The organism is Gammaproteobacteria bacterium, from assembly GCA_028819075.1.
Lineage (GTDB): Bacteria > Gemmatimonadota > Gemmatimonadetes > Longimicrobiales > Gaopeijiaceae > BD2-11.
The window spans coordinates 192,696-213,528 of the sequence record JAPPMM010000040.1 but is presented as its reverse complement, the minus strand read 5'-3'; the positions used below and the strand labels follow the sequence as shown (position 1 = coordinate 213,528).

Annotated in this window: 21 protein-coding genes; 15 read left to right on the top strand and 6 right to left on the bottom strand. The window is 68.0% G+C overall.

Annotated elements, in window-relative coordinates; genetic code table 11:
* The first annotated feature begins 75 nt into the window (after window positions 1–75).
* The 4 genes from frc (at window position 76) to OXU32_10225 (ending at window position 3,760) form a co-directional block, all read left to right on the top strand.
* Window positions 76–1,320 carry a formyl-CoA transferase gene (gene frc, locus OXU32_10240; GenBank protein ID MDE0074326.1) on the top strand — a complete coding sequence of 415 codons (1,245 nt, stop codon included), beginning with the start codon at window positions 76–78 and terminating at the stop codon, window positions 1,318–1,320.
* Between the two features lie 30 nt (window positions 1,321–1,350).
* Window positions 1,351–2,901, top strand: a complete 1,551-nt coding sequence (locus OXU32_10235; GenBank protein ID MDE0074325.1) for a peptide MFS transporter — start codon at window positions 1,351–1,353, stop codon at window positions 2,899–2,901.
* A 150-nt stretch (window positions 2,902–3,051) separates the two neighbouring features.
* Window positions 3,052–3,306, top strand: a complete 255-nt coding sequence (locus OXU32_10230; protein MDE0074324.1) for a type II toxin-antitoxin system prevent-host-death family antitoxin — start codon at window positions 3,052–3,054, stop codon at window positions 3,304–3,306.
* Window positions 3,299–3,760 carry a PIN domain-containing protein gene (locus tag OXU32_10225; GenBank protein MDE0074323.1) on the top strand — a complete coding sequence of 154 codons (462 nt, stop codon included), beginning with the start codon at window positions 3,299–3,301 and terminating at the stop codon, window positions 3,758–3,760. The genes OXU32_10230 and OXU32_10225 overlap by 8 nt, the downstream gene beginning before the upstream one ends.
* A 31-nt stretch (window positions 3,761–3,791) precedes the next feature.
* Here OXU32_10225 and OXU32_10220 read toward each other — a convergent pair whose 3' ends face one another.
* Together OXU32_10220 and OXU32_10215 are read right to left on the bottom strand one after the other, a co-directional pair.
* Window positions 3,792–5,471: a sodium:solute symporter gene (locus OXU32_10220; GenBank protein ID MDE0074322.1), complete on the bottom strand. Its 1,680-nt coding sequence runs from the start codon at window positions 5,469–5,471 to the stop codon at window positions 3,792–3,794.
* A gap of 116 nt (window positions 5,472–5,587) precedes the next feature.
* Entirely contained in the window at window positions 5,588–7,069 is a 1,482-nt protein-coding gene (locus OXU32_10215; GenBank protein MDE0074321.1) for an Nramp family divalent metal transporter, read from the bottom strand.
* 183 nt (window positions 7,070–7,252) lie between these two features.
* Here OXU32_10215 and OXU32_10210 point away from each other — a divergent pair, with 183 nt between their 5' ends.
* The 8 genes from OXU32_10210 (at window position 7,253) to OXU32_10175 (ending at window position 12,129) form a co-directional block, all read left to right on the top strand.
* Window positions 7,253–8,455 (top strand): aminotransferase class V-fold PLP-dependent enzyme, encoded by a 1,203-nt coding sequence (locus OXU32_10210; GenBank protein MDE0074320.1) that lies wholly within the window; start codon window positions 7,253–7,255, stop codon window positions 8,453–8,455.
* Window positions 8,456–8,573: 118 nt separating this feature from the next.
* Window positions 8,574–8,759: a hypothetical protein gene (locus OXU32_10205; protein ID MDE0074319.1), complete on the top strand. Its 186-nt coding sequence runs from the start codon at window positions 8,574–8,576 to the stop codon at window positions 8,757–8,759.
* The gene (locus OXU32_10200) at window positions 8,760–9,032 is read left to right on the top strand and encodes an OsmC family protein (protein MDE0074318.1); all 273 of its coding nucleotides are present in this window, start codon (window positions 8,760–8,762) and stop codon (window positions 9,030–9,032) included.
* Complete coding sequence (locus OXU32_10195) at window positions 9,029–10,282, top strand: sulfite oxidase (protein ID MDE0074317.1); 1,254 nt, start codon at window positions 9,029–9,031, stop codon at window positions 10,280–10,282. The genes OXU32_10200 and OXU32_10195 overlap by 4 nt, the downstream gene beginning before the upstream one ends.
* 92 nt (window positions 10,283–10,374) lie before the next feature.
* Entirely contained in the window at window positions 10,375–10,731 is a 357-nt protein-coding gene (locus OXU32_10190) for a cytochrome c (protein MDE0074316.1), read from the top strand.
* Window positions 10,728–10,955 carry a hypothetical protein gene (locus OXU32_10185; protein MDE0074315.1) on the top strand — a complete coding sequence of 76 codons (228 nt, stop codon included), beginning with the start codon at window positions 10,728–10,730 and terminating at the stop codon, window positions 10,953–10,955. Before OXU32_10190 ends, OXU32_10185 begins: the two co-directional genes overlap by 4 nt.
* Window positions 10,956–10,959: 4 nt before the next feature.
* Complete coding sequence (locus tag OXU32_10180; GenBank protein MDE0074314.1) at window positions 10,960–11,667, top strand: haloacid dehalogenase type II; 708 nt, start codon at window positions 10,960–10,962, stop codon at window positions 11,665–11,667.
* Between the two features lie 3 nt (window positions 11,668–11,670).
* Entirely contained in the window at window positions 11,671–12,129 is a 459-nt protein-coding gene (locus OXU32_10175) for a nuclear transport factor 2 family protein (GenBank protein MDE0074313.1), read from the top strand.
* Here the strand turns inward: OXU32_10175 and OXU32_10170 are convergent.
* Window positions 12,126–12,485 (bottom strand): phage holin family protein, encoded by a 360-nt coding sequence (locus OXU32_10170; protein MDE0074312.1) that lies wholly within the window; start codon window positions 12,483–12,485, stop codon window positions 12,126–12,128. The genes OXU32_10175 and OXU32_10170 overlap by 4 nt on opposite strands.
* Window positions 12,486–12,668: 183 nt before the next feature.
* Between OXU32_10170 and OXU32_10165 the strand changes: the two genes are divergently transcribed.
* The gene (locus tag OXU32_10165) at window positions 12,669–13,355 is read left to right on the top strand and encodes an SDR family oxidoreductase (protein MDE0074311.1); all 687 of its coding nucleotides are present in this window, start codon (window positions 12,669–12,671) and stop codon (window positions 13,353–13,355) included.
* Window positions 13,356–13,406: 51 nt separating this feature from the next.
* Here OXU32_10165 and OXU32_10160 read toward each other — a convergent pair whose 3' ends face one another.
* The 3 genes from OXU32_10160 to OXU32_10150 all read right to left on the bottom strand — a co-directional run bounded on the left by OXU32_10160 (window position 13,407) and on the right by OXU32_10150 (window position 16,767).
* A complete protein-coding gene (locus OXU32_10160) occupies window positions 13,407–14,717 on the bottom strand; it encodes a 6-bladed beta-propeller (protein ID MDE0074310.1) in 1,311 nt (436 codons plus the stop codon).
* 34 nt (window positions 14,718–14,751) lie between these two features.
* Window positions 14,752–16,203, bottom strand: a complete 1,452-nt coding sequence (locus OXU32_10155) for a serine hydrolase (protein MDE0074309.1) — start codon at window positions 16,201–16,203, stop codon at window positions 14,752–14,754.
* Between the two features lie 378 nt (window positions 16,204–16,581).
* Window positions 16,582–16,767: a hypothetical protein gene (locus OXU32_10150; GenBank protein MDE0074308.1), complete on the bottom strand. Its 186-nt coding sequence runs from the start codon at window positions 16,765–16,767 to the stop codon at window positions 16,582–16,584.
* A gap of 395 nt (window positions 16,768–17,162) precedes the next feature.
* Between OXU32_10150 and OXU32_10145 the strand changes: the two genes are divergently transcribed.
* Together OXU32_10145 and OXU32_10140 are read left to right on the top strand one after the other, a co-directional pair.
* Window positions 17,163–19,913, top strand: coding sequence for a TonB-dependent receptor (locus tag OXU32_10145; GenBank protein MDE0074307.1), 2,751 nt, complete (start codon window positions 17,163–17,165; stop codon window positions 19,911–19,913).
* 73 nt (window positions 19,914–19,986) lie between these two features.
* Window positions 19,987–20,751, top strand: a complete 765-nt coding sequence (locus OXU32_10140) for an SDR family NAD(P)-dependent oxidoreductase (protein MDE0074306.1) — start codon at window positions 19,987–19,989, stop codon at window positions 20,749–20,751.
* Window positions 20,752–20,833 lie beyond the last annotated feature (82 nt).

Genomic DNA, 20,833 nt, shown 5'->3' with positions numbered 1-20,833 from the left:
AGGGGTCCGGATACGAGTGACCGGCACCCTTCCGCCATCGATCAACCCTTAACCAGCAATCGGAGCCACCCGTCAATGAGCAAAGCACTCAACGGCATCCGCATCCTGGACATGACCCACGTCCAGGCCGGCCCCACCTCCAGCCAGCTCCTGGGCTTCATGGGCGCGGACGTGATCAAGCTGGAGTCGCCCTTCGGGGACGCCACCCGCAAGCAGCTGCGCGATGTGCCGGGGGCCGACAGCCTCTACTTCACCATGCTCAACTGCAACAAGCGCTCGATCACGGTGAACCTGAAGAACGAGCGCGGGAAGGAGGTCTTCACCCGGCTGGTGCAGGAGTGCGACGTGCTCATGGAGAACTTCGGGCCGGGCGTCCTCGACAGGCTCGGCTTCGGATGGGAGCGCGTGCACGAGATCAACCCGCGCATGGTAATGGCCTCCATCAAGGGCTTCGGCACCGAGGGTCCCTACGCTGCCTTCAAGGCCTACGAGAACATCGCCCAGGCGATGGGCGGCTCGATGAGCACGACCGGGATGTTCGACGGATCGCCCGTCGTGACCGGCGCGCAGATCGGTGACTCGGGCACCGGGGTGCATTTGGCGCTGGGCATCCTTGCGGCGCTGCTCCATCGTGAGCAGACCGGGAAGGGGCAGTACGTCGAGTGCGCCATGATGGACTGCGTGATGAACCTGGTGCGGGTGAAGTGGCGCGATCATCAGCGCATCACCCGCGGTCCGCTGGCGGAGTACTCGATTCAGGAGTTCGACGACTTCACCCCGCGCGCCGGCAACGACTCGGGAGGCGGGCAGTTGGGCAACTGCATCCACTGCAAGCCGGGCGGCATCAACGACTACCTCTACATCGTCGTGCAGGAGCACGTGTGGGAGGCGCTGGCGACGCGCGTCGGAGGCGAGGAGCTGGTCAACGATCCGCGCTTCTCGGACATCACCGTGCGGCGCAAGAACCAGGGCGCGATGTGGGACATCCTGAACGATTTCGCGAGCCGGTATACGAAGCGCGAGCTGATGGCCATCCTGAACGAGCTGAACGTGCCCTGCGGTCCCGTGATGAGCACCGCGGACCTGGCGGACGACGACCACGTGCGCGGCCGCGAGATGTATGTCGAACTCGACCATCCCGAGCGCGGGCCGTACTGGAACCTCGGCTGTCCCATCAAGCTCTCGGACTCGCCCGCGGAGATCACGCGTTCGCCGCTGCTGGGCGAGCACACCGACGAGATTCTCGGGGACGTGCTCGGGTACGGCGGGGACGAGATCGCCGAAATGAAGGAAGCCGGGGCCTTCACCTTCAAGCGCTGAGCCATCTCAATTAGCCAGGAGTCCGGGACCTTGAATAATCCCACGACCCAATCCGCCTCGAACGCCGACATCCTGGAGCGCCACGGAGCCTGGTTCGGGCATCCCGCCGGGCTCTCCACCCTGTTCTTCACCGAGATGTGGGAGCGCTTTTCCTACTATGGAATGCGCGCCCTGCTCATCCTGTACATGACCACTGCGACCACGCACGTGGTCCTGCGGGGCGACGGGTCCGAGGTCGCCAACCCCGGCATGGCACTCGATGCAGGAACCGCCGCCGCCATCTACGGCCTGTACACGAGCCTCGTCTACATCATGGCGCTCCCCGGCGGCTGGGTGGCCGACAACCTGTGGGGCCAGCGCAAGGCGGTCTGGGTCGGGGGCTGGATCATCGCCCTGGGCCATTTCACGATGGCGGTGCCGAGCACGTTCGCCTTCTTTCTGGGTCTCGTCTTCGTCGTTCTGGGCACGGGGCTGCTCAAGCCCAACGTCAGCACCATCGTGGGCGAGCTCTATCCCGAGGGGGGCGCGAGGCGCGACGCCGGCTTCTCCATCTTCTACATGGGGATCAACGTCGGGGCGCTGCTGGGACCGCTCATCACGAGCTTCCTGGCCGAAGGCTACAACTGGCACTGGGGCTTCGGTGCGGCCGGCGTGGGCATGGTGTTCGGCCTCATCCAGTACCGCAACCGGGCCCGCCTGCTGGGCGACGCGGGGCTCCTGAAGACGGAGGATCGCCCGGCGCAACTGGCGACGAAGTCGCGCAGGTTCTTCGGCACCTTCTTCGCCGTGGTCGTGGGCGTCGTGGCGTTCGGCTACCTGGTGTCGAACGGGGTGATTCCGGCCACGCTGTCGCAGATCGCGACGGTGCTGGGCTATGGCGTGCTGATCATCATCGCGGCCTACTTCGTCTACCTGTGGACGATGGGAGGCCACACCCGGGAGGAAAACCGCCGCCTGGGGGTGATCTTCTGGCTCTTCCTGCTGATCGCCGTGTTCTGGTCCGGCTTCGAGCAGGCCGGCTCCTCCCTCAACCTCTTCGGCCGCGACTATACCGACCGCAACATCCTCGGGTGGCTCATGCCCGCCGGCTTTTTGCAGTCGGTGAACTCCTTCTTCATCATCCTGCTGGCGCCGGTCTTCGGATCGCTCTGGGTCTGGCTGGAGCGGCGCAACCGCAACCCGTCGATTCCCATGAAGGCTGGGCTGGGGCTGGTGGGGCTGGCGATGGGGTTCTTCGTGCTGGCCTGGGGCGCTGCGAACGCCACAACCGACAACCTTGTGAGTCCCTCCTGGCTCGTGGTGACCTACTTCTTCCACACCGTGGGTGAATTGTGCATCTCGCCCATCGGCCTGTCGGCGATCACCAAGCTGTCGCCCGTGAAGCGGGTGGGTCAGATGATGGGCGTGTGGTTCGTGGGCGCGGCGCTGGGGAACCTGTTCGCCGGGCTGGTTGCCGGGCAACTGGTGGACCTCGCCCCGGGAGCGCTCTTCCAGAACGTCGCGATGACCATCGGCATCGTGGGCATCGTGGGCCTGCTGGCGGCGCCCTGGGTCAAGCGGTTGACGGGGGGGAAGAGCTAGAACCGCTACAGGACCGGCTTGTCGTTCCTCGTCATCGTCACGCTCGTGGAGCGGCTGGCGCTCTCTGCCGTCCGCTAAGGCATCTTGTCGGCAACTGTAGATTATCTTAACATGATCTACTGCTAACCGCCTGATGGAGATGCCCGAGCGATGTCGAGCACGATCAACGTCAAGACGCTCCGCAACGAGATGGGGCGGATCATCGAGCGCGTCCGCAAGGGCGAGGATTTCACCGTGCTTTATCGCAGCCGCCCCGCGTTCCGGATCGTGCCGCTGAGCGGCGTCTTCACCCACGGCGTCGCCGAGGACGATTCGCTCTACCGGGCCGAGGCGGTTGGCAGATCGGACGATGGCTTGACGGCGGAAGAACACGATCGCTCGCTCTACGGGCCACCGCGTGCCTGACCGCACGCTCTTCGTCGACACCGCGGGCTGGATGGCCATGGCGGACGCGGCGGATCCCATGCACGAGGCCAGCCGGGGATCGCGTGACGCGTGGTTGCGGAGCGGAGGGAACCTCCTCTCCACCGACTATGTGATCGACGAGACCCTGACCCTGATTCGGATGCGGCTGGGGCTCGGCGCCGCGGCCCGCTGGTGGGAACAGATCGATGCCAGTTCCCGGCTTCGGTGGGAGTGGATCACGCCTGCGCGCGCCGGGAAGGCCAGGCGCTGGTTCTTCGACTGGAATGACAAGGCGTTCTCATTCACGGACTGCACCAGCTTTGTCGTCATGCGGGAGTTGCGCGTCCGGACGGTCCTGACGACGGACCGCCACTTCTCGCAGGCCGGGTTCGATCCGCTTCCGGGACGATATCCGCCCGGCCGGGGCGGGACGCGCAGTCCGCGGATGCCCTGAGGTGGATGGTGCCGCTATGGCCTTGAGGCGCCTAAGCCCGGGCCGCCCCACGCAGCGACAGCACCACCCCGACCCCCACCACGGTCAGCGCGCCGATCACGTTGTGCCACAGGAACGAGACGTCCGGTGCGCCGAAGGTCACGGCGGCGACTGCCCCCATCCCCACGAGCAGACCGACGAACGCGCCGGCCGCCCTGGCCCGGGGCACCATCGCCAGCAGGAAGACGCCCAGGATCGAGCCGTAGAAGAATGAGCCGAACCGGTTCACCACCTCGATCAGCGAGCCCAGGCTGACCGCGTAGAGGGCGACGAAGCAGGCGAACACCCCCCAGAACGCGGTCGCGGCCTTCGAGACCGCCAGGTAGTGGGCGTCGCTCGCCTCCGGGCGGAACCAGCGCCGGTAGAAGTCGATGATGCTGGTGGTGGAAAGGGAGTTCAGCTCCGACGAGATGCTCGACATGGCGGCCGCAATGATCGCCGCGATGAAGAGGCCCGCCAAGCCGATCGGCAGCTCGCCGAGGACGAAGCGGGGGATGATGTAGTTGACGTCGCGGGATGCCTCGCCGGTGACCTCCTCGGCCATGGCGAGCGCCTCGCCGCGGATCTCCTGGACGGTCGCTTCGCGGCCGCGGAATTCGTCGAGGGCGGTCTGGCCGGTGGCATCCGCGCCTGCGGCAGCGGCCAGCCCCGCCGCGCGGCGTGCCGCGTCTTCCCTCAGCACCAGCGCTTCACCGTAGCGGCCCTGGAGCGCGGCGTACTCCGTCCCCCGCATCTCCACCACCGCGTTCTCGTGGGCCGGGTTGAACAGCAGCGGCGGCGGCTGGAACTGGTAGTAGACGAACACCATCACCCCCACCAGGAGCACGAGCGCCTGCAGCGGGATCTTCCAGTACGCGCTCATCAGGAGCGAGGTGCGCGCGGCGCCGACCGATTTCGCGGCCAGGTAGCGCTGCACCTGGGACTGGTCCGTGCCGAAGTAGGACAGCATCAGGAAGGTGCCGCCGATCAGCCCCGACCAGAAGGTGTACGTCTCGGTGACGGTGAACGAGAAGTCGAACACCCTCAGGCGGCCCGTCGCGCCCGCGATGTGCAGCGCCTCGCCCGGCGAGACCGGCATCCGCACGACCAGCACCACCACCACGGCCAGCAGCGCGACCACGATCAGGACCATCTGCTTGACATCGGCCCAGGTGACCGCCTGAATGCCACCCAGCATCGTGTACGCGACCGTCGGAACGCCGATCAGCGCGACGCACCAGAGGAGCGGCCATCCGAACACCGCCGAGAAGACGACCGCCGGCGCCGCGATGATCACCCCGCACGACATCCCGCGCGACAGCAGGAAGAGGAAGGCGGTAAGCGCGCGCGTACGCGGCCCGAAACGGCGCTCCAGGTATTCGTACGCGGTGAAGACCCCGGCTCCGCGCAGGAACGGCACCAGCGTGACGCCCAGAAGAACCATCGCGAGCGGCAGCCCGAAGTAGAACTGCACGAAGCGCAGCCCGTCGGTGGCGCCCTGTCCCGTGGTGCCGATCATGGTCACCGCCGACAACTGCGTCGCCATGACCGATAGCCCGACCGCCCACCAGGGCAGCGAGCGGTTCGCCAGGAAGTAGCCCTCGACCTCCGTGGTGCCGCGCGCCCGCCGGACGCCGTCGACCAGTACGTAGGTGACGTACGCGACAACGATCAGCCAGTTGATGGGATGCATGGGCGGGTCGCTAGCTGTGGTAGGTGGCCTGCAGGAGCCAGAGCAGAATCAGGGCGACCACCTGGACCAGAAGGACCTTGAGCAGCGTCGGGCGAAAGCGGGCATTCTTCGTCATATCACGCCCCGAACAGTGGGATCTCGAACACTCGCGCGAAGATCAGCAGCACGCTCATCGCGGTGAACACGATCAGGCTGAACCAGCCGAACCAGCGGGCGAAGGTCGAGGGGTAGAAGGCGCGGTCCTCCTTCGGGATCACCACCAGGCAGTAGTAGAAGTTGAGGAAGAAGATCACCGGGGCGATGAAGAACGCCAGCGCCGACGCCACCAGCACCAGGAACACCGGCCGGGGCATCCCCGCGATCACGGCCACCGAGCCGATCAGCGAGTAGATCATGGTGGCGCGGTAGAGGTTGTACTCCGAGTACCAGCCCTTCTGCTTCCTGTCGATGCCCGCCGTTTGCGCGGTGCCGCGGAAGAGGTTGCGGGCGCAGGCCCCGACGATGCGCGGCCAGCCGTCGAAGTAGTTGAATGCGGTCGAGAAGGTGGCCGCGAAGGCGCCGAACATGAACAGGCCCATCATGCCCGGGCCCACCGAGTTGGTGAAGATGCCCGCGATCTCGCCCATCACTGCCTGGCCCTCCACCGCGCTTGGGTAGAGCCACACTGCCGCAAGCAGCATGAACACGGCGGCCATCACGAACGACACCACGTGCCCGAGGCGGAAGTCCCAGAGGCCGATCTGGAACCAGCGCCGGCAGTACTCCTGTGCGTGCGCGGGGAGGCGGTCGGTGTGAACGGTCAGGTCGCGCAGGCGCGGCGAGAAGGGGTTGAACGAGCGCGCGATGCCCAGCTCCTCCATGCGGTCGCGGATCTTGCTCATTCCCGCCTTCTTGGCCTTCCCCCACTCCGAGGCCTGCAGCGAGACGTCCATGCCGGTGGGCAGGAGGCCCAGGAAGGCAGCGATGACCAGCCAGGAGCCGTCGGGGATCTCGACCAGGAAGAAGGTGCCCATCTCGGAGAAGGGCGCGGGCTGGTAGAAGTACACCGCCAGGGTGGACACCACCATGATGGCCGCCAGGATCTTGGCCGAGTTCTCCACGGCCTTGTAGCGCCCCATGAGCAGAATGCCCACCGACACCACCCCCAGCCCCACCGCGGCCCCGGTGAGGGTGACGGGCCAGCCCATCACTTCCGACGCCACGTAGTAGACGACCGCGGCCGCCGCGATGAGGCGCCCCGCCTGTCCGATCGCGCACTGGATCAGCGTCGTCACCAGCACGTACCAGAGCGGCCACTTTCCGCGCGCCGTGGCGTACGCCTCGATCAGGCTCTTGCCGGTGGCGTTGGTGAAGCGGAAGGCCATCTCGAAGCCGTAGTACTTGAAGATGTAGGCCACGGGCAGGCACCAGAGCAGCGCGTAGGCAAACCGGCCTCCCGCGGTGGGCGCGGTAACCAGGTGACTCGTGCCGATCCCGGTCATCATCAGGATGATCCCCGGTCCGAAATGCCGGAGAAGTCCGCGAACCGAGCGGTCCGGAAGCTCGAGCTGGTCGAATTCGGAGGAGTCCGCCGGGGTGCCGCCGGGGTTCTGGGCCATGGGGTTTCTCCGCTGGATGATGGGGAGCGTCCGCCGGGCATAATGGGAAGCACGGGGAAGAACAGAAAGATCGGGGATGCCGGCCGGCTTTCCGGGGCTCCGCCGGATTTGTTAGCTTCGGCACCCGGGCGAGAGCGATTCCAGATGCGGCGCTCTCAAGACTTCAACCGTTTACCAGGTGCCATGAGCGAACGTCCCCTGCTGATGATCCCCGGACCCATCGAGGTCTCCCCGGAGGTGCTGCGCGCCTTTTCGAGGCCGCCTCCCGGCCACGGCCAACCCTTTGTGGTGAAGGCGTTCGGCGAGTCGCTGAGCCGAATGCGCGAAGTGTGGCGGGCCGGGGAGGGCGCGCAGCCGTTCATGGTCGCGGGAAGCGGGACGCTGGCGATGGACATGGCGGCGGTGAACCTGCTCGACCCGGGCGACGAAGCCCTGCTCGTGGACACCGGCTACTTCGCCGACCGCATGCGGCTGGTACTGGAGCATCGCGGGGTCAAGGTCCATACGGTGGTCGGCCCGCCGGGCGAGCGGCCGGAGCCGGAGGAGGTGGCGGCCGCCCTGGACGCCTGCGCGGCGAAGGCGCTGTTCGCCACCCACGTCGATACCTCGACCGGCGTGCTCGTCGATCCGGCCGGTCTGGCGGCGGTCGCGCGCTCGCGCGGGGTGCTGTCCGTCTTCGACGGGGTGTGCGCCACCGCGGCGGAGGCCTTCGAGATGTCCGAATGGGGCGCCGACGTGTATTTCACCGCCTCGCAGAAGGCGATGGGGCTTCCGCCCGGGCTGGCGCTTTTCGTCGCCGGCCCGCGCGCGATGGAGGCGAGCCGGACGCGCCGCACACCCTGCCCCCTGTACCTCGACTGGAACGTCTGGCTGCCCATCATGGAGACCCACGAGGCGGGCCGGATGAGCTACTTCGCCACCCCCGCGACCAACCTCGTCGTCGCGGCCGACGTCGCGCTCGACGAGATCCTGTCCGACCGGCTGGACGGGCTTGAGGGCGTAGACGCGCGCATCGAGCGCCATGCGCGCGTGGGCCGGGCCATGCGGGCGGCATGGGCGCACATGGAACTCGGTGTTGTCCCCGCCAGCGACGCCCACTGCGCGAATACCCTGAGTGCGGTCCGGTACCCGGCGGGCGTGGACGCCTCCCTGGTGGGCCGCATCGTCGAGCGGGGCGTGATCGTCGCGGCGGGACTGCATCCCGCCATGGCCGACCGGTACTTCCGCGTGGGGCACATGGGCTACGTGACCACCCGGCCGGACCTGCTGCGGCGCACCATCCGCGCCGTGGGCGACGCCCTGGGAGCGAGCGGGTGCACGGTCGACACGGCGGGTGCGGTCGATGCAGCCATGGAGGAGCTCGGGTCCCGCGCGGTCGCCGTGTAACCGCGCTCGCTACCCGATCCGGCAGCGCCCTCAGCCCCGGCCCAGGAACCCGACGCCCGCCAGAAGCCCCAGCAAGCACCCGGCTGCCACCACAAGCCTTCAGGACAGGAGACAAACCGTGGTCTACACCTCCCGAGTTCGCATCGAGCGCAAGGCGGGCCCGCTGCGCCATGCGCATCTGCCGGCCACGCCCGACCCCGTCCTGTTCGGGGTGCACAGCGAGATCGCCAGCCACTACGGCGTCGAGCCCGAAACGCCGGTGGCCACCACCCTCGACTACATCGTGGCGGCGGCCGGCGGCTGACTGACGGGAACCCTTGGCGGCGCGCTGGAGGCGCGCGGGATACCGGCTGGGCATGATCGCCTGACCTCCGAGGTCGTGGGAGGCATTGACAAGGAGGACGGCGTGCTCGTGATTCGCACCGTCCATGTGCGGTACCACCTGCGCATGGAGGCGGGGAAGGAGGACCGCGCGCGGCGGGCCCACGAGATCCATCACCCCTACTGCCCGGTCTACCGCACCCTGGTCGGGTGCATCGAGTTCTCCACCGAACTCGAAATCGAGATCGTGTCGTGAGCGGGGGGCAGGGGTTCGGGGAGGCCGGGTTTGGAGCGAAGCCGGCGAAAGCCCCGGGAAGGGCGCGCGCGCTGGAGTGGCCGGCTCTGGCTGGCGCGGAGCTCTCCCGCCGGCAGTTCGCGGCGCTGCTGGCCGCGGGCGGAGCATCCGCCTTCCTCCCCGGCTGCCGCTCCGATACCGGCGCCGTCGATCCCGAACTGGACACGGCGTGGTTCAAGGATCCCGATCCCTTCATCCGCCACGCCCTCAACCTGGAGAGCCGGCTCGAGCTCTTGGACGGGCTCATCACCCCCAACGACCTCTTCTTCGTACGCAACCATGCCCCGACCCCGGCAATCGCGGCGGGCGACTACCGGCTGCGCGTCACCGGCGACGGCATCGAACGGAGCATCGAGCTCGGCCTGGACGACCTGCGCGCGTTGCCGAGCCAGTCGGTGATCGCGTACCTGGAGTGCGCCGGCAACTGGCGAGGCTTCTACGCCCGCGTGCTGGGACAGGCGGCCGAGGGCACGCAGTGGGGCACGGGGGCGGTCGGATGCGCTGCGTGGTCGGGACTGTCGCTGGCGTCGGTGCTCGGGGCGGCCGGACTGCGGCCGGAGGCGGTGGCGGTTAACCTCGTGGGCCTCGACGACGGGGGTTTCAGCCGGCCCATGCCGGTGGACAAGGCGATGGACCCGGACACCCTGCTCGCCCTGTCGATGAACGGCGAATCGCTGCCTCCCGACCACGGGTTCCCCGTGCGCGGCGTGGTTCCCGGCTGGGCAGGAAGCAACAGCATCAAGTGGGTCGGGGAGATCCAGGTCTCCACCGAGCCGATCTGGGTGGGCGCGAACACCAGTTCGTACGTCCTGATCGGCCCGGACTGGCCGGCCGAGCAGTACGCGCCCGCCGACGGCGCCCCTGTGACGGCGCTCCCGGTGAAGAGCGCGCTGGCCCTTCCCTGGCCGGGGACGGTCCCGGCGGGGAGAACCCGGCTGCGCGGCTTTGCCTACTCGAACGACGGTCCCGTCGAGTCCGTGGAATGGAGCGCGGACGACGGCGCCACCTGGGCGCCCGCGCGCCTGATGGGACCGCGCCTGCGCTACGCCTGGACGCGCTTCGAGTTCGAGTGGCAGGCCTCGCCCGGCTCCTACACGCTGCGCACCCGCGCCACCGATGCGGCGGGCAACACCCAGCCCATGGAGAGCGTGTGGAACCAGAAGGGCTACCTGCTCAACCTGGCACTTCCGCACCCGGTGGAGGTGGCCTGAGTGGCAGACGGGCGACCTGTCGGGGCGCGGCCCAAGGTGACCGGCTTGTGCAGGATCGGGTCGGGATCGCGGTGACTGGCCGGAGGCGAACGATGGTGGCACTCGTCCTGGCCGGGGCCGCGGTTTCCGCCACCGCGCTGCCGGTCGGCTGTAGCGATGGCCCCGAGATCGACGGCGCCCTGGTATACGCCCAACGCTGCGCCTTCTGTCACGATGTGGAGGGCCAGGTCGGGGCCGAAATCACCGCGGCGACCCTGGCGTCCCGCGGCGACGAGGAGACGCTGACCCGCTATCTGCGCCTGGCGATGCCCTACGAGGCTCCGGGCACCATGACGGATGAGGAATACCGTGCGACGGCGCGCTATCTGCTGGAGACGCGCGGGCTGGCGGACGGGTCGGGCGTGAACGGCGCAACCCGCGAGGGAATCACCACGGGAGACGGTCGATGAACCGAATCGTGCGGCGCACCCTGATCGGGTTCGTGGTTGGCGCGCTCGCCTTCGGGCTCGCGAGCGTTTACCAGGCGATCAGCTCGGGGGTGGGGCTGGTGCGCACCCTCGGTCCGCTGGGGTTCATGATGGTCCTGGGAGGCACCATCGGCGGGCTGGCCGGACCGCTGGTGGGGGAAGCGGTGGCCCGCTCGCGGCAGCGGCGCGCGCAGAGAAGGAGATAGGCCCGTGCACGCGATCAAGCTCTCCTCCTTCGAGGTTCTCACCTTCGACTGCTACGGCACGCTCATCGACTGGGAGAGCGGGATTCTGCGTGCCGTCGAGCGCGTGCTGGGCGCGCATGGCCACGACCTTCCTCCCGCGGAGATCCTGGAGCACTTCGCGCGCTTCGAGTCGACCATCCAGGCCGGTCCCTACCGCACCTACCGGGATGTCCTCTCCAGGGTGGTGGACGAGTTCGGGCGCGAGCTGGGGTTCGTGCCCGGCCCCGGGGAGCGGGCCTCGCTACCGGAGTCGATCGCCCGCTGGGCTCCCTTCAACGACACGGTGGCCGCCCTGCGCATCCTCGCGTCGCGCTATCGGCTGGCGGTGATCTCCAACGTGGATGACGACCTGTTCGCCTTCTCGGCGCGCCGCCTGCGGGTCGAGTTCCACGAAGTCGTAACGGCCCAGCAGGTCGGCAGCTACAAGCCCGATGCGCGCAACTTCCAACTGGCGCTCGAGCGCCTCGGCCTGCCCGTCGACGCCATTCTGCACGTCGCCCAGAGCCTCTTCCACGACATCGCCCCGGCCAGGCGTCTCGGGTTGGCCACGGTGCATGTGAACAGGGTCTCCCTCCATGGCGGATCGGGGGCTACGATGCCCGTGAGCGCCCGGCCCGATCTGGAAGTGCCTGATCTGGGGACGCTGGCGGAGATGGTGCTGGCAGAGGAGTAGAGGATGGGCAGGATGTGGTTGGCCGTCGGCGCGGCCCTCATGGCGGGATGGGCGGGCGCCTCATGCTCCGGACCCTCGGAGGCGGAGACCGAAGCGGAGGTGGTCGGGCCGCTGGCGGTGGTGCAGGGGCATGTGGACGCCTTCAACCGGCACGATGCCGAGGATCTGCTTTCGTGGGTGTCGCCCGCCGTGGAATGGGTGAATGTGCAGGGAAGCATCACCTCGGTGGAAGTGAGGGGCCGGGAGATGCTGCGCGACTACATGGCGACCTACTTCGAGGCGCAACCGACGGTGCGGTCCGAGATCGAGGAGGCCGTCGTCACCGGGGACTACGTGGCGGTGCGCGAACGGGCGTCGTGGACGGCCCCGGACGGAGAAGAACGGTCCCAGGCCTCGCTCGCGGTCTACCACGTGCGCGACGGGCTGATTCAGCGGGTGTGGTACTATCCGGTCGTGCCCTAGTCCCGCTTCTTCTTCACGTCCAGGATGGACCCCAGCACCACGCTCACGAACGAGATGATCACGCTGCCCAGGAGAGCCGATGCGAAGCCGGCCACGAACAGCCCTTCCGCCAGCAGGTCGGCGAGCATGAGCATGCCGGCGTTGATGACGAGGGTGAAGAGCCCCAGGGTGAGGAGGATGACCGGAAAGGCGAAGAACTTCACCACCGGTCGGATGAAGGCGTTCACCAGGGCGAAGATCGCCGCGACCACAACGACCTCCTCGAACCGATCGCCGAGCCGGATGCCCGCGACCAGTTGCGCCGCGACCCAGAGCGCGGCCGCGTTGATGCCGAGTGAGAGGATGAGTCTGCGCAACGTCAAGTCCGGTTGTGATCGGCGGGGTGCGGATCCAGTGACCGATACGGTCCTACCCGGGGAAGGATTCGCGCGTTCACCCGGGTCGCCGGCCAACCGGCCTCGTCTGCGCGGCCGGGCGCGGGTCGGGCGGGCCTCCTCGCGGGTGCGCGTCCCGTGAGCGCGCCCGACGGCTCCACCGGCATGCCCGTCGCCGTGGTTACGGCGGCGGGGCGGGGGATGGGGGCGGCGTGCGCTGAACTGCTCGCCGAGCGCGGCTACCGGGTGGCGCTAATGTCGCGGTCGACGGAGGCGCGCGAGCTGGCGGGGCGGCTGGGGGGGTGGGGCATGCGGGGCTCGGTCACCGAGCCGGATGACCTGGCCCGCCTGGTGGACGGCGCGTTCGACCGATTCGGGCGTCTGGACGGGGTGGTGAACAACACCGGGCACGCCGCGCGCGGCGATCTGCTCGACCTCGACGATGCGGCGTGGCACGACGGCCTGGATCTGCTGCTCCTCAACGTGGTGCGCATGAGCCGCCTGGTGACCCCCATCCTGAAGGCCGGCGGCGGCGGCTCCATCGTGAACATCTCCACGTTCGGGGCGGAGCGGCCCACCGCCGCCTTCCCCATCTCGTCGGCGATCCGCGCGGGGCTGAGCGCCTTCACCCGCATGTACTCCACGCGCTATGCCGCCGACGGCATCCGCATGAACGATGTCCTGCCCGGCTACGTCGACAGCTACCCGGTGGACGAGGCCGTGCGTGCCACGATCCCGGCCGGCCGCCCCGCGCGCACCCGCGAGGTGGCCGAGGCGGTGGCCTTCCTGATCTCGGACGCGTCGTCCTATGTCACCGGCGAGAGCCTGCTGGTGGACGGGGGATTGTCGTAGCCGAAGCGCCCCTCGGCATCGGCGAGCGCTGGTCCGCAGGATCGTTGGACGCTAGTCCGGAGAAGGCCATTCAACTTCGAACCGTACCAGGTAGCGCACGTCGAACTCCTCCTTGACCACGGCCCAGATCGTGTCGCCCTTGAAATAGGGATCGATAATCCCGGGATAGGGGTCGGCGTCCCAGCTTCCCGGCGTGTTGACGTGCCCGATCCATCGACCGTCCGCGTCGAACACGTCGAAGCCGTCCGTCAGACTCCAGTATTCCCAGATCGTTCGTGGCAGCCCCGGTTGCTGGCGACGTTCTTCTTCGGTCGTTGCGCGGCTCGAGCCCGTTGCTCCCGGCCAGACCCACAGTCGGCCATCGTCTGCTTGCCAGAGTCGAAGGAAGGCGGGACGATCCCGAGGAAGGATCGAAACAGGAGGAATGGGCCTTACCAGATCTCCTCGTCCGGTGCCCTCGAGAGTCTGGTTCAGACTGCGACGCTGTGAAACCGCCATTCGCTCCCGCTCGGACCAGTACTCATGCTCCTCGTCCGTCCTCACCGGGGGCTCCCATTCTCTCGAGATCCGAATTACTCCCCCGTCCGGCCGGGCGACATCCATCGCGTAGCCGGCCGAGCACCCGAACGCCAATGAGCCCATTCGATTCTGCGACCATTGCGCGAAGGGCATGTGCCAGAGACGGCCGTCTTCCATGAACCCGGCGGCGAATATCGGGAGTCGCCGCTCGCACCCGTCCCAGGCTCGCGTGGGCAGGAAAACGGTGTCGGTGACTTGCTCGTGGTCGACCAGGCGGCCGAACAGCGGTCTCTGCTGCTCCCTGCGGAGCGTATCCGCGCCACTCCGGGGCGGGTTGAGCGCGATCCAGAGGTCACCTTCATCGTCCCATCGGATGGCGTCCCGTCCGTACCCGGGTCTTCCAGCGGTCCGATCGAGCCTGATCTCCCGTACGAGGTTGCCGTCGAGCGAAAAGACGCTGACGCGCCGATTCCCGAGGTCCAGCACGGCCAGCAGCCCGTCGACCGAGACATCCATGCCGGTCAGGGCCCTCACCTCGCCGGGTCCCTGGCCCTGGCGAGCGATCATCCTGACGTATGCGCCGTCGCTGTCGTAGAGTCGAAGGTTGCCTCCGTCGGCGACGACGACACTGCCGTCCGGGCCCACGGTGAACGTCGGGAACATGCCCAGCAGATACTCCGGTGGACCGTCGACCATGCCGATACGCGACACCTCGCGAAGGGAAGCCGTGCCTCGCAGCGGCGCCGACGAGAATACGAACGTCGTATCGCCCAGTTGCCGCGAAGAGCCCGGTGGTGAGGAACCGGGCGCATCCTCGCCGCATCCGCCTGCTGCGAGCGTCATCAAGAACACTACCGCCGGGTAGCGCATGGTCCGCCTATCCCCCCACGCGCTCGAAGATCAGGTCGCGCACCCGCCCGCCGGTGACGGTGAACGCCACCACCCGACCGGATCCGTCCCGCCGGAAGCGCAGCTCCGGGAAGAGGCGCGGGTTGCCTGAGAAGGCATCCTCGCCTGCCGGCGCCAGCGCCGAAGGGCCGGTGCGCCAGTGCCGGGCGACCAGGCCGCCGCGATCGACCACGATCTCGTACGTCATGTCGAGTTCGGGGCTCCGGTAGCGTCCGGCGTACTCGCGCAGTTGGGCCTCCGTGGGCATGGGCGGAGGCGCATCGGTGATCTCGGCGCTGCCCACCGGCTCGGGTTCAGGGCCCATGGCCTCGCCGGCGAAGACCTCTGCCACGCGCCGCGCGCGCCCCGCGGGATCGCAGTCCGACACGTTGCAGAACACGGCGATCGACAGGTCCTGCTCCGGAAAGCGAACGAAGTTGGTGCGGTATCCCGCCCAGGACCCGCCGTGGCCGAAGTTGGGCAGCCCCCGATAAGCGCCGATGGTGAGCCCATGCGCGTACGCCAGCGTCTCGCCGTCGTTCAGCACGCCCTGCTCGACCATCGTCCTCACCAACTCCTCGCCTCCGACCTCGCCGGTTTCGTAGTTCTGCATCCACAGGATGAAGTCGTCGATGGTGGTGTTGAGCGAACTCGAGGCCAGCGCCGTGAGCTGGTTGGGCTGGCGCACGAAGCCCGCGTCCCCGTCCGGCGAATAGGACTCGGCACGTCCCGCCACGACCTCCAGATGATCGTCCGAGAAATGCGTGCGGCTCATCCCCAGGGGCTCGAAGATCCGCCGCCGCGTGAACTCGCGGAAGCTCAGCCCCGACTGCGCCTCGATCACCCGGGCGAGCAGGTTGTACCCCGTGTTGGAATAGGCGTACTCGGCACCGGGATCGAAGTTGACCGCCTGCTGCTCGAAGAGCATGCGCAGGATCCGGTCGAAGGAGATGACGTCGCTTCTCTCGAGCCCGGCCAGCGACATGACGTGCACCCAGTCGCGAATCCCGCTGGTGTGGTGGATGAGATGCCGCGGTGTGATCCGGACCCCGAGGTCGGGGAGTTCGGGAACGTAGGCACGCACGTCCTCGTCCAGGTCGAGCCTTCCGTCGGCTTCGAGGAGGAGGGCCGCCATGGCGCCGAACTGCTTGGAGATGGAGGCGATGTCGAACACCGTCCCGGGCGTGATCGGGACGCCGTGGTCGAGGTGCGCGATGCCGTATCCCGCGCGATGGACGATTTCACCCGCGAGCAGGACTCCGACCGCCGCACCCGGGCCGTCACGGTCCAGATCCGCGAACACGGCGTCGACCCCGGGATGCGAGGGTCCGTCGGTGACTGCTGTTGCGGGCGAGGCCTGGGTGGCCGGACCGCAGCCCGCGAGAGCCAGGACGGAAGATGTGGTCAGGGCGACGAGCAAGACACGGGGAGAGCGGTACATCGTAGGATTCCTTCTTCGAGGAGCAGCGCGCGGGACTCGGGGAGGGCGCACGCTACCCGGGGAAAGCCACCGAAGCAAGCGAATTGACCGGAACGACCGGGAAGGAGGGGCGGTCCGGGACTGCGGTACAGTGGTGAAGTCTGGATCGGCGGCCGCGCCCCAAGCGTCCGGGCGGCCCCTGCGGGACGCGGCCGCCGCCATCCTAAGGGATCGAGATCAGCCGGAACTTCCTCTGCCCGCGAGAACACCCAGCACGGCACCGACTATACCCGTCACAACCGCCGCAACCACGAGTGCCATCACCGCATCGCCGCTCATGATGCCATTGCTCATCAAGCTCATCACGGCGCCGAGCACCGCTCCGCCCTTGAAGCCGTCCTAGGCGTTGCCAACGCCCCTCCAGCCAAGGACAAGAGTGTAGAATGCTCCAGCAAAGAGGAGGCCAAGGATACCGTTGAGGTCAAGGTTGGCCGCTTCTCCGACACCTACCGCGCCCTCGACGTAGCCGAGAACCAGCAGCGCGACGGCAACCGCGACGGTTCCAATTGCAAAATTCCTGTCCACATTGCCTCCTTCCTGGAGTAAACCTGCCGGAAGAACGCTCGACCGGGCTCGCCGTGCACGCGAAGCATGCCGTACGTCCCCGGAGGGGCCGCTGGTTGGTTCGGTACCGAGTCAGTCGATGGCAACTCCTCGGAAGGGGATACGGCTGGCGGGAACAACGGCGCCGGGCGGTCGGGGTAGGCTCTCCCGCCATCGCGGGAAGGAGGCCCCGCGACACTGGACGGCAGGGACAAACAGGCAAAGCAATCCGTCACAATGGGATCCCCCGGGGGTTCGCGCAAGTAACCACTCCGTGACGCTGGACGTGAGCTTGTGACAGCAACGATGCCTGGACCCGTTTCCGCTTCAGCGACAACGTGTCCGCACCTTACATCGGAAGAAGGGAGCCTCGCCCCATGAGCAGGCGAATCTTGAAGCATTTTCTCCAGGTCTCCGCCCTCCTCCTCGGGCCCGCGGAAGCACTGTCGGCGCAGGGTGCGCTGGAAGGACAGGTGCGCGACGTGGCCACCGGGCGGTCCCTTGCCGGCGTCCAGATCTCGCTGCCGGAACTCGGGACCGGGGGCATCACCGACGCGGAGGGCCACTACCGGATCGCGGGCATCCCGGCGGGCACCCGGGCGGTGGAGATCCGGCTCATCGGCTACCACACGGAGCGTCGCGAAGTGGTGGTCACCGACGCCGTGACGACCCGGCTGGACATGGTGCTGGCACAGGAGGCCATCGCCCTGGAGGGGGTGGTCGCCATCGGCACCCGGGCACGGCCTCGCACGGTCACCGAGTCCATGGTGCCCATCGACGCCATCCCGCCCTCGGACTTCGTCGACCAGGGCGACACCGACGTGGCCGACCTGCTGCGGACCGTGGTGCCTTCCTACAACATCAACCCGCAGGCCACTGGCGACGCGGCCAAGATCGTCCGCCCGGCCAACCTGCGCGGGCTGGCGCCCGACCACACGCTCGTGCTGGTCAACGGAAAGCGGCGCCACCGCGCGGCGGCCATCCTGTGGATCGGCAACGGGGTTTCCGACGGCGCCCAGGGACCGGACCTGTCCAGCATCCCGGCCATCGCGCTGCGCCAGGCCGAGGTCCTCCGCGACGGAGCCTCGGCACAATACGGCTCTGACGCCATCGCCGGAGTCATGAACTTCCAGCTCAGGAACGATCGTTCGGGCGGCGGGATCGAGATGCGGGGGGGAGGATTCGCGGACGGCGGGGGCGAGTCGTACACCGTGTCCGGCAACATCGGGCTGCCGGTCGGCGCGTTCGGGTTCGCGAACCTGAGCGCGGAGTACGGGAGCGCGGACGCGACCAGCCGCAGCGTGCAGCGCTCGGACGCCGCTCTGCTGACGTCGGTGGGAAACACGCACGTCCGCGATCCCGCGCAGATCTGGGGTTCCCCGAAGATCGAGGACGACTTCAAGCTGTGGGGCAACTTCGGCCACCTGCTGCGCGGCGGCACGCAGTTGTACGGGCACGCCAACTACGCCGGCGAACGGGTCACCGGCGGCTTTTTCTTCCGCAACCCCAACACGCGCGCGGCCGTCTTCAGCATCGACGGGGGCGAGACTCTTCTCATCGGAGATGTGCTCGACGCCAAGGACGGAGTGCTGGACGGGTCGGCGGGATGTCCCACCGTCCGGGTGAACGACGGGTTGCCCGACCAGGCCGCACTCGCCCGGGTCATGGCCGACCCGAACTGCTTCACCTTCCAGAAGAGGTTCCCCGGCGGGTTCACGCCCCAGTTCGGAGCCGACGTCACCGACGCCTCCGTGGTCGCCGGGGTGAAGGGCCAGACCGCGGACGGGCTGCTTTGGGACGCCAGCGCCAGCTACGGTGCCAACGAGGTGGACTTCTTCATCTTCAACACCGTCAACGCCTCGCTGGGCCCCGACACGCCCGACGAATTCGACCCCGGCCTGTACCGGCAGGAGGAAGTCGGCGTCAACGTCGATCTGGGATACGCCGCAAGCGACATGGTCAACCTCGCCGCCGGCGCAGAATGGCGCGACGAGCACTTCACCATCGGCCTGGGCCAGGACGAGTCCTGGGTCATCGGGCCCTACGCGCCCCAGGGGTTCAGCGCGGGGTCCAACGGTTTTCCCGGCTTCAGCACGATCGCGGCCGGGGGCTGGCACCGCATCAACTTCGCGTTCTATGGCGACGCTGAAGTGCTCGATCCGGCGGATGGCCGCTGGAACCTCGGGGGAGCGCTCCGCTTCGAGAACTTCGAGGACTTCGGCGCCACCCTGAACGGAAAGCTCGCCGCCCGCTACGCGCTCGCGGAGGGGTTTGCGCTGCGCGGCAGCCTGAGCACCGGCTTCCGGGCTCCGACCCCCGGCCAGCAGAACGCCTTCAACGTGTCGACCCAGTTCAACCGCGAGCTGCGCGACCTGGTAAACAACGGCACCATCCCCTCGACTTCGCGGGTCGCCCAGCTGAACGGCGGGGAGCCGCTGGACGCGGAGAAGTCGCGCAACCTGGCGCTGGGTGCGGTAGTCGGGGTGGGTGCCTTTCAGCTTACCGCGGACTACTTCCACGTGCGCGTCTCCGACCGCCTGGCGCTCACCCAGTCGTTCGAGTTGACCGACGTCCAGAAGACCCAGCTTGTCGCGGAAGGCATCTCGAGCGCGACCAATCTGCAGAACTTCCGTTTCTTCACCAACGACTTCCAGACCCGCACGCATGGGATCGACATCGTTGCGACCTGGGCGCCTCCCTCGTCCAGCGATACGGAGCTCAGCCTGGCCTTCAATCACACCGATACGCGCGTCACCCGGTACGATCCCGATGTGGTGAACGACACCCGCATCAGGCAGTTGCAGGAAGGCCTCCCGAGATACCGCTGGCTGGTGACCGGCAAGCATGCCCTCGGCGGCGTGCGCCTGCTGGCGCGGCTCAGCTACTACGCCGGCTGGTTCGATTCGAGAGATGATACGTCCTACGGCGGCAATCATCTCGTCGACCTGGAGGCGTCGTATTCGTTGAGTGAAGCGGCGACCGTGACGGTCGGGGGGCAGAACGCCCTCAACCACTATCCGCAGGAGAACGCCAACGCCGTCTTTTCGGGCAATCGATACGGTCCCAATTCGCCGTTCGGGTCGAACGGCGGGTTCTATTACCTTCGATTCGGCTATCGGTGGGAGTAACGCCCAATGCGGCCGTCCGACGGGTGGAGCCCGTGGTGAAATCGCGAGACCTGCACTGAAGGCTGGGACTCTGATGAACGATCTGATCGATCTGCGTGGGCGGAACGCCCTGGTCACAGGCGCATCCCGCGGCGTCGGAAAGGCGGTCGCGCTGCAGCTGGCGCGGGCCGGGGCGTCCGTGGGCATCGCGTACCGCAGCCGCCGCGACGAGGCGGAGGCGGTTGCCGCGGAAGTGCGGGGTCACGGCGTGGCGGCCTGGACGGCGGCGGGCGACCTGTCCCGGCGGGAAGCTGCCGATGCGCTGTTCGCGAGGGCGGCGCGCGAATTCGACGGCCTCGACATCTTTGTCGGCAACCACGGGATCTGGCCGACTGCCGATACTCCGGTGGCGGAGATCAGCGACGAGCGCTGGCACGAGACCATGGCGGCCGACCTGCACTCTGTGTTCTACACCTGCCGGAGCGCCGCGCGCTTGCTGCGGGCTGACGGCCGGCTCGTGCTGATCGGCAGCACGGCCGGGCAGCGGGGTGAGGCGTATCACGCCGACTACGCCGCGGCCAAGGGCGCGATGGGCTCGTTCGTGAAGAGCTTCTGCATCGAACTCGCGCCCCGGGGCATCACGGTCAACTGCGTCGCGCCGGGCTGGGTGGACACGGAGATGTCGGCTACCGCCTTCCGGAACGGCGGTCGGGAGCGGATCGCCGCCGCCATCCCCATCGGGCGCATCGCGACCGCAGAGGACGTGGCGGGCCCGGTGGTCTTCCTCTGCTCCGAGCTGGGCCGGCACGTCACCGGCGAGATCCTGAACGTCAACGGCGGGGCGGTGCTGGCTGGGTAGCGGCGCGGTTGCGAGCGCATCGCGCGAACGTGCCCGAACCGTGGGTTTCCCTATCTTAGGTCCATGCCCCATCGAGTCCTGA

Excerpts from the sequence above, each read along its gene's own strand:
- frc (MDE0074326.1), top strand. The coding sequence starts at position 76 with ATGAGCAAAGCACTCAACGGCATCCGCATCCTGGACATGACCCACGTC.
- OXU32_10230 (MDE0074324.1), top strand. The coding sequence starts at position 3,052 with ATGTCGAGCACGATCAACGTCAAGACGCTCCGCAACGAGATGGGGCGG.
- OXU32_10220 (MDE0074322.1), bottom strand. The coding sequence starts at position 5,471 with ATGCATCCCATCAACTGGCTGATCGTTGTCGCGTACGTCACCTACGTA.
- OXU32_10215 (MDE0074321.1), bottom strand. The coding sequence starts at position 7,069 with ATGGCCCAGAACCCCGGCGGCACCCCGGCGGACTCCTCCGAATTCGAC.
- OXU32_10210 (MDE0074320.1), top strand. The coding sequence starts at position 7,253 with ATGAGCGAACGTCCCCTGCTGATGATCCCCGGACCCATCGAGGTCTCC.
- OXU32_10190 (MDE0074316.1), top strand. The coding sequence starts at position 10,375 with ATGGTGGCACTCGTCCTGGCCGGGGCCGCGGTTTCCGCCACCGCGCTG.
- OXU32_10185 (MDE0074315.1), top strand. The coding sequence starts at position 10,728 with ATGAACCGAATCGTGCGGCGCACCCTGATCGGGTTCGTGGTTGGCGCG.
- OXU32_10175 (MDE0074313.1), top strand. The coding sequence starts at position 11,671 with ATGGGCAGGATGTGGTTGGCCGTCGGCGCGGCCCTCATGGCGGGATGG.
- OXU32_10165 (MDE0074311.1), top strand. The coding sequence starts at position 12,669 with ATGCCCGTCGCCGTGGTTACGGCGGCGGGGCGGGGGATGGGGGCGGCG.
- OXU32_10160 (MDE0074310.1), bottom strand. The coding sequence starts at position 14,717 with ATGACGCTCGCAGCAGGCGGATGCGGCGAGGATGCGCCCGGTTCCTCA.
- OXU32_10155 (MDE0074309.1), bottom strand. The coding sequence starts at position 16,203 with ATGTACCGCTCTCCCCGTGTCTTGCTCGTCGCCCTGACCACATCTTCC.
- OXU32_10145 (MDE0074307.1), top strand. The coding sequence starts at position 17,163 with ATGAGCAGGCGAATCTTGAAGCATTTTCTCCAGGTCTCCGCCCTCCTC.
- OXU32_10140 (MDE0074306.1), top strand. The coding sequence starts at position 19,987 with ATGAACGATCTGATCGATCTGCGTGGGCGGAACGCCCTGGTCACAGGC.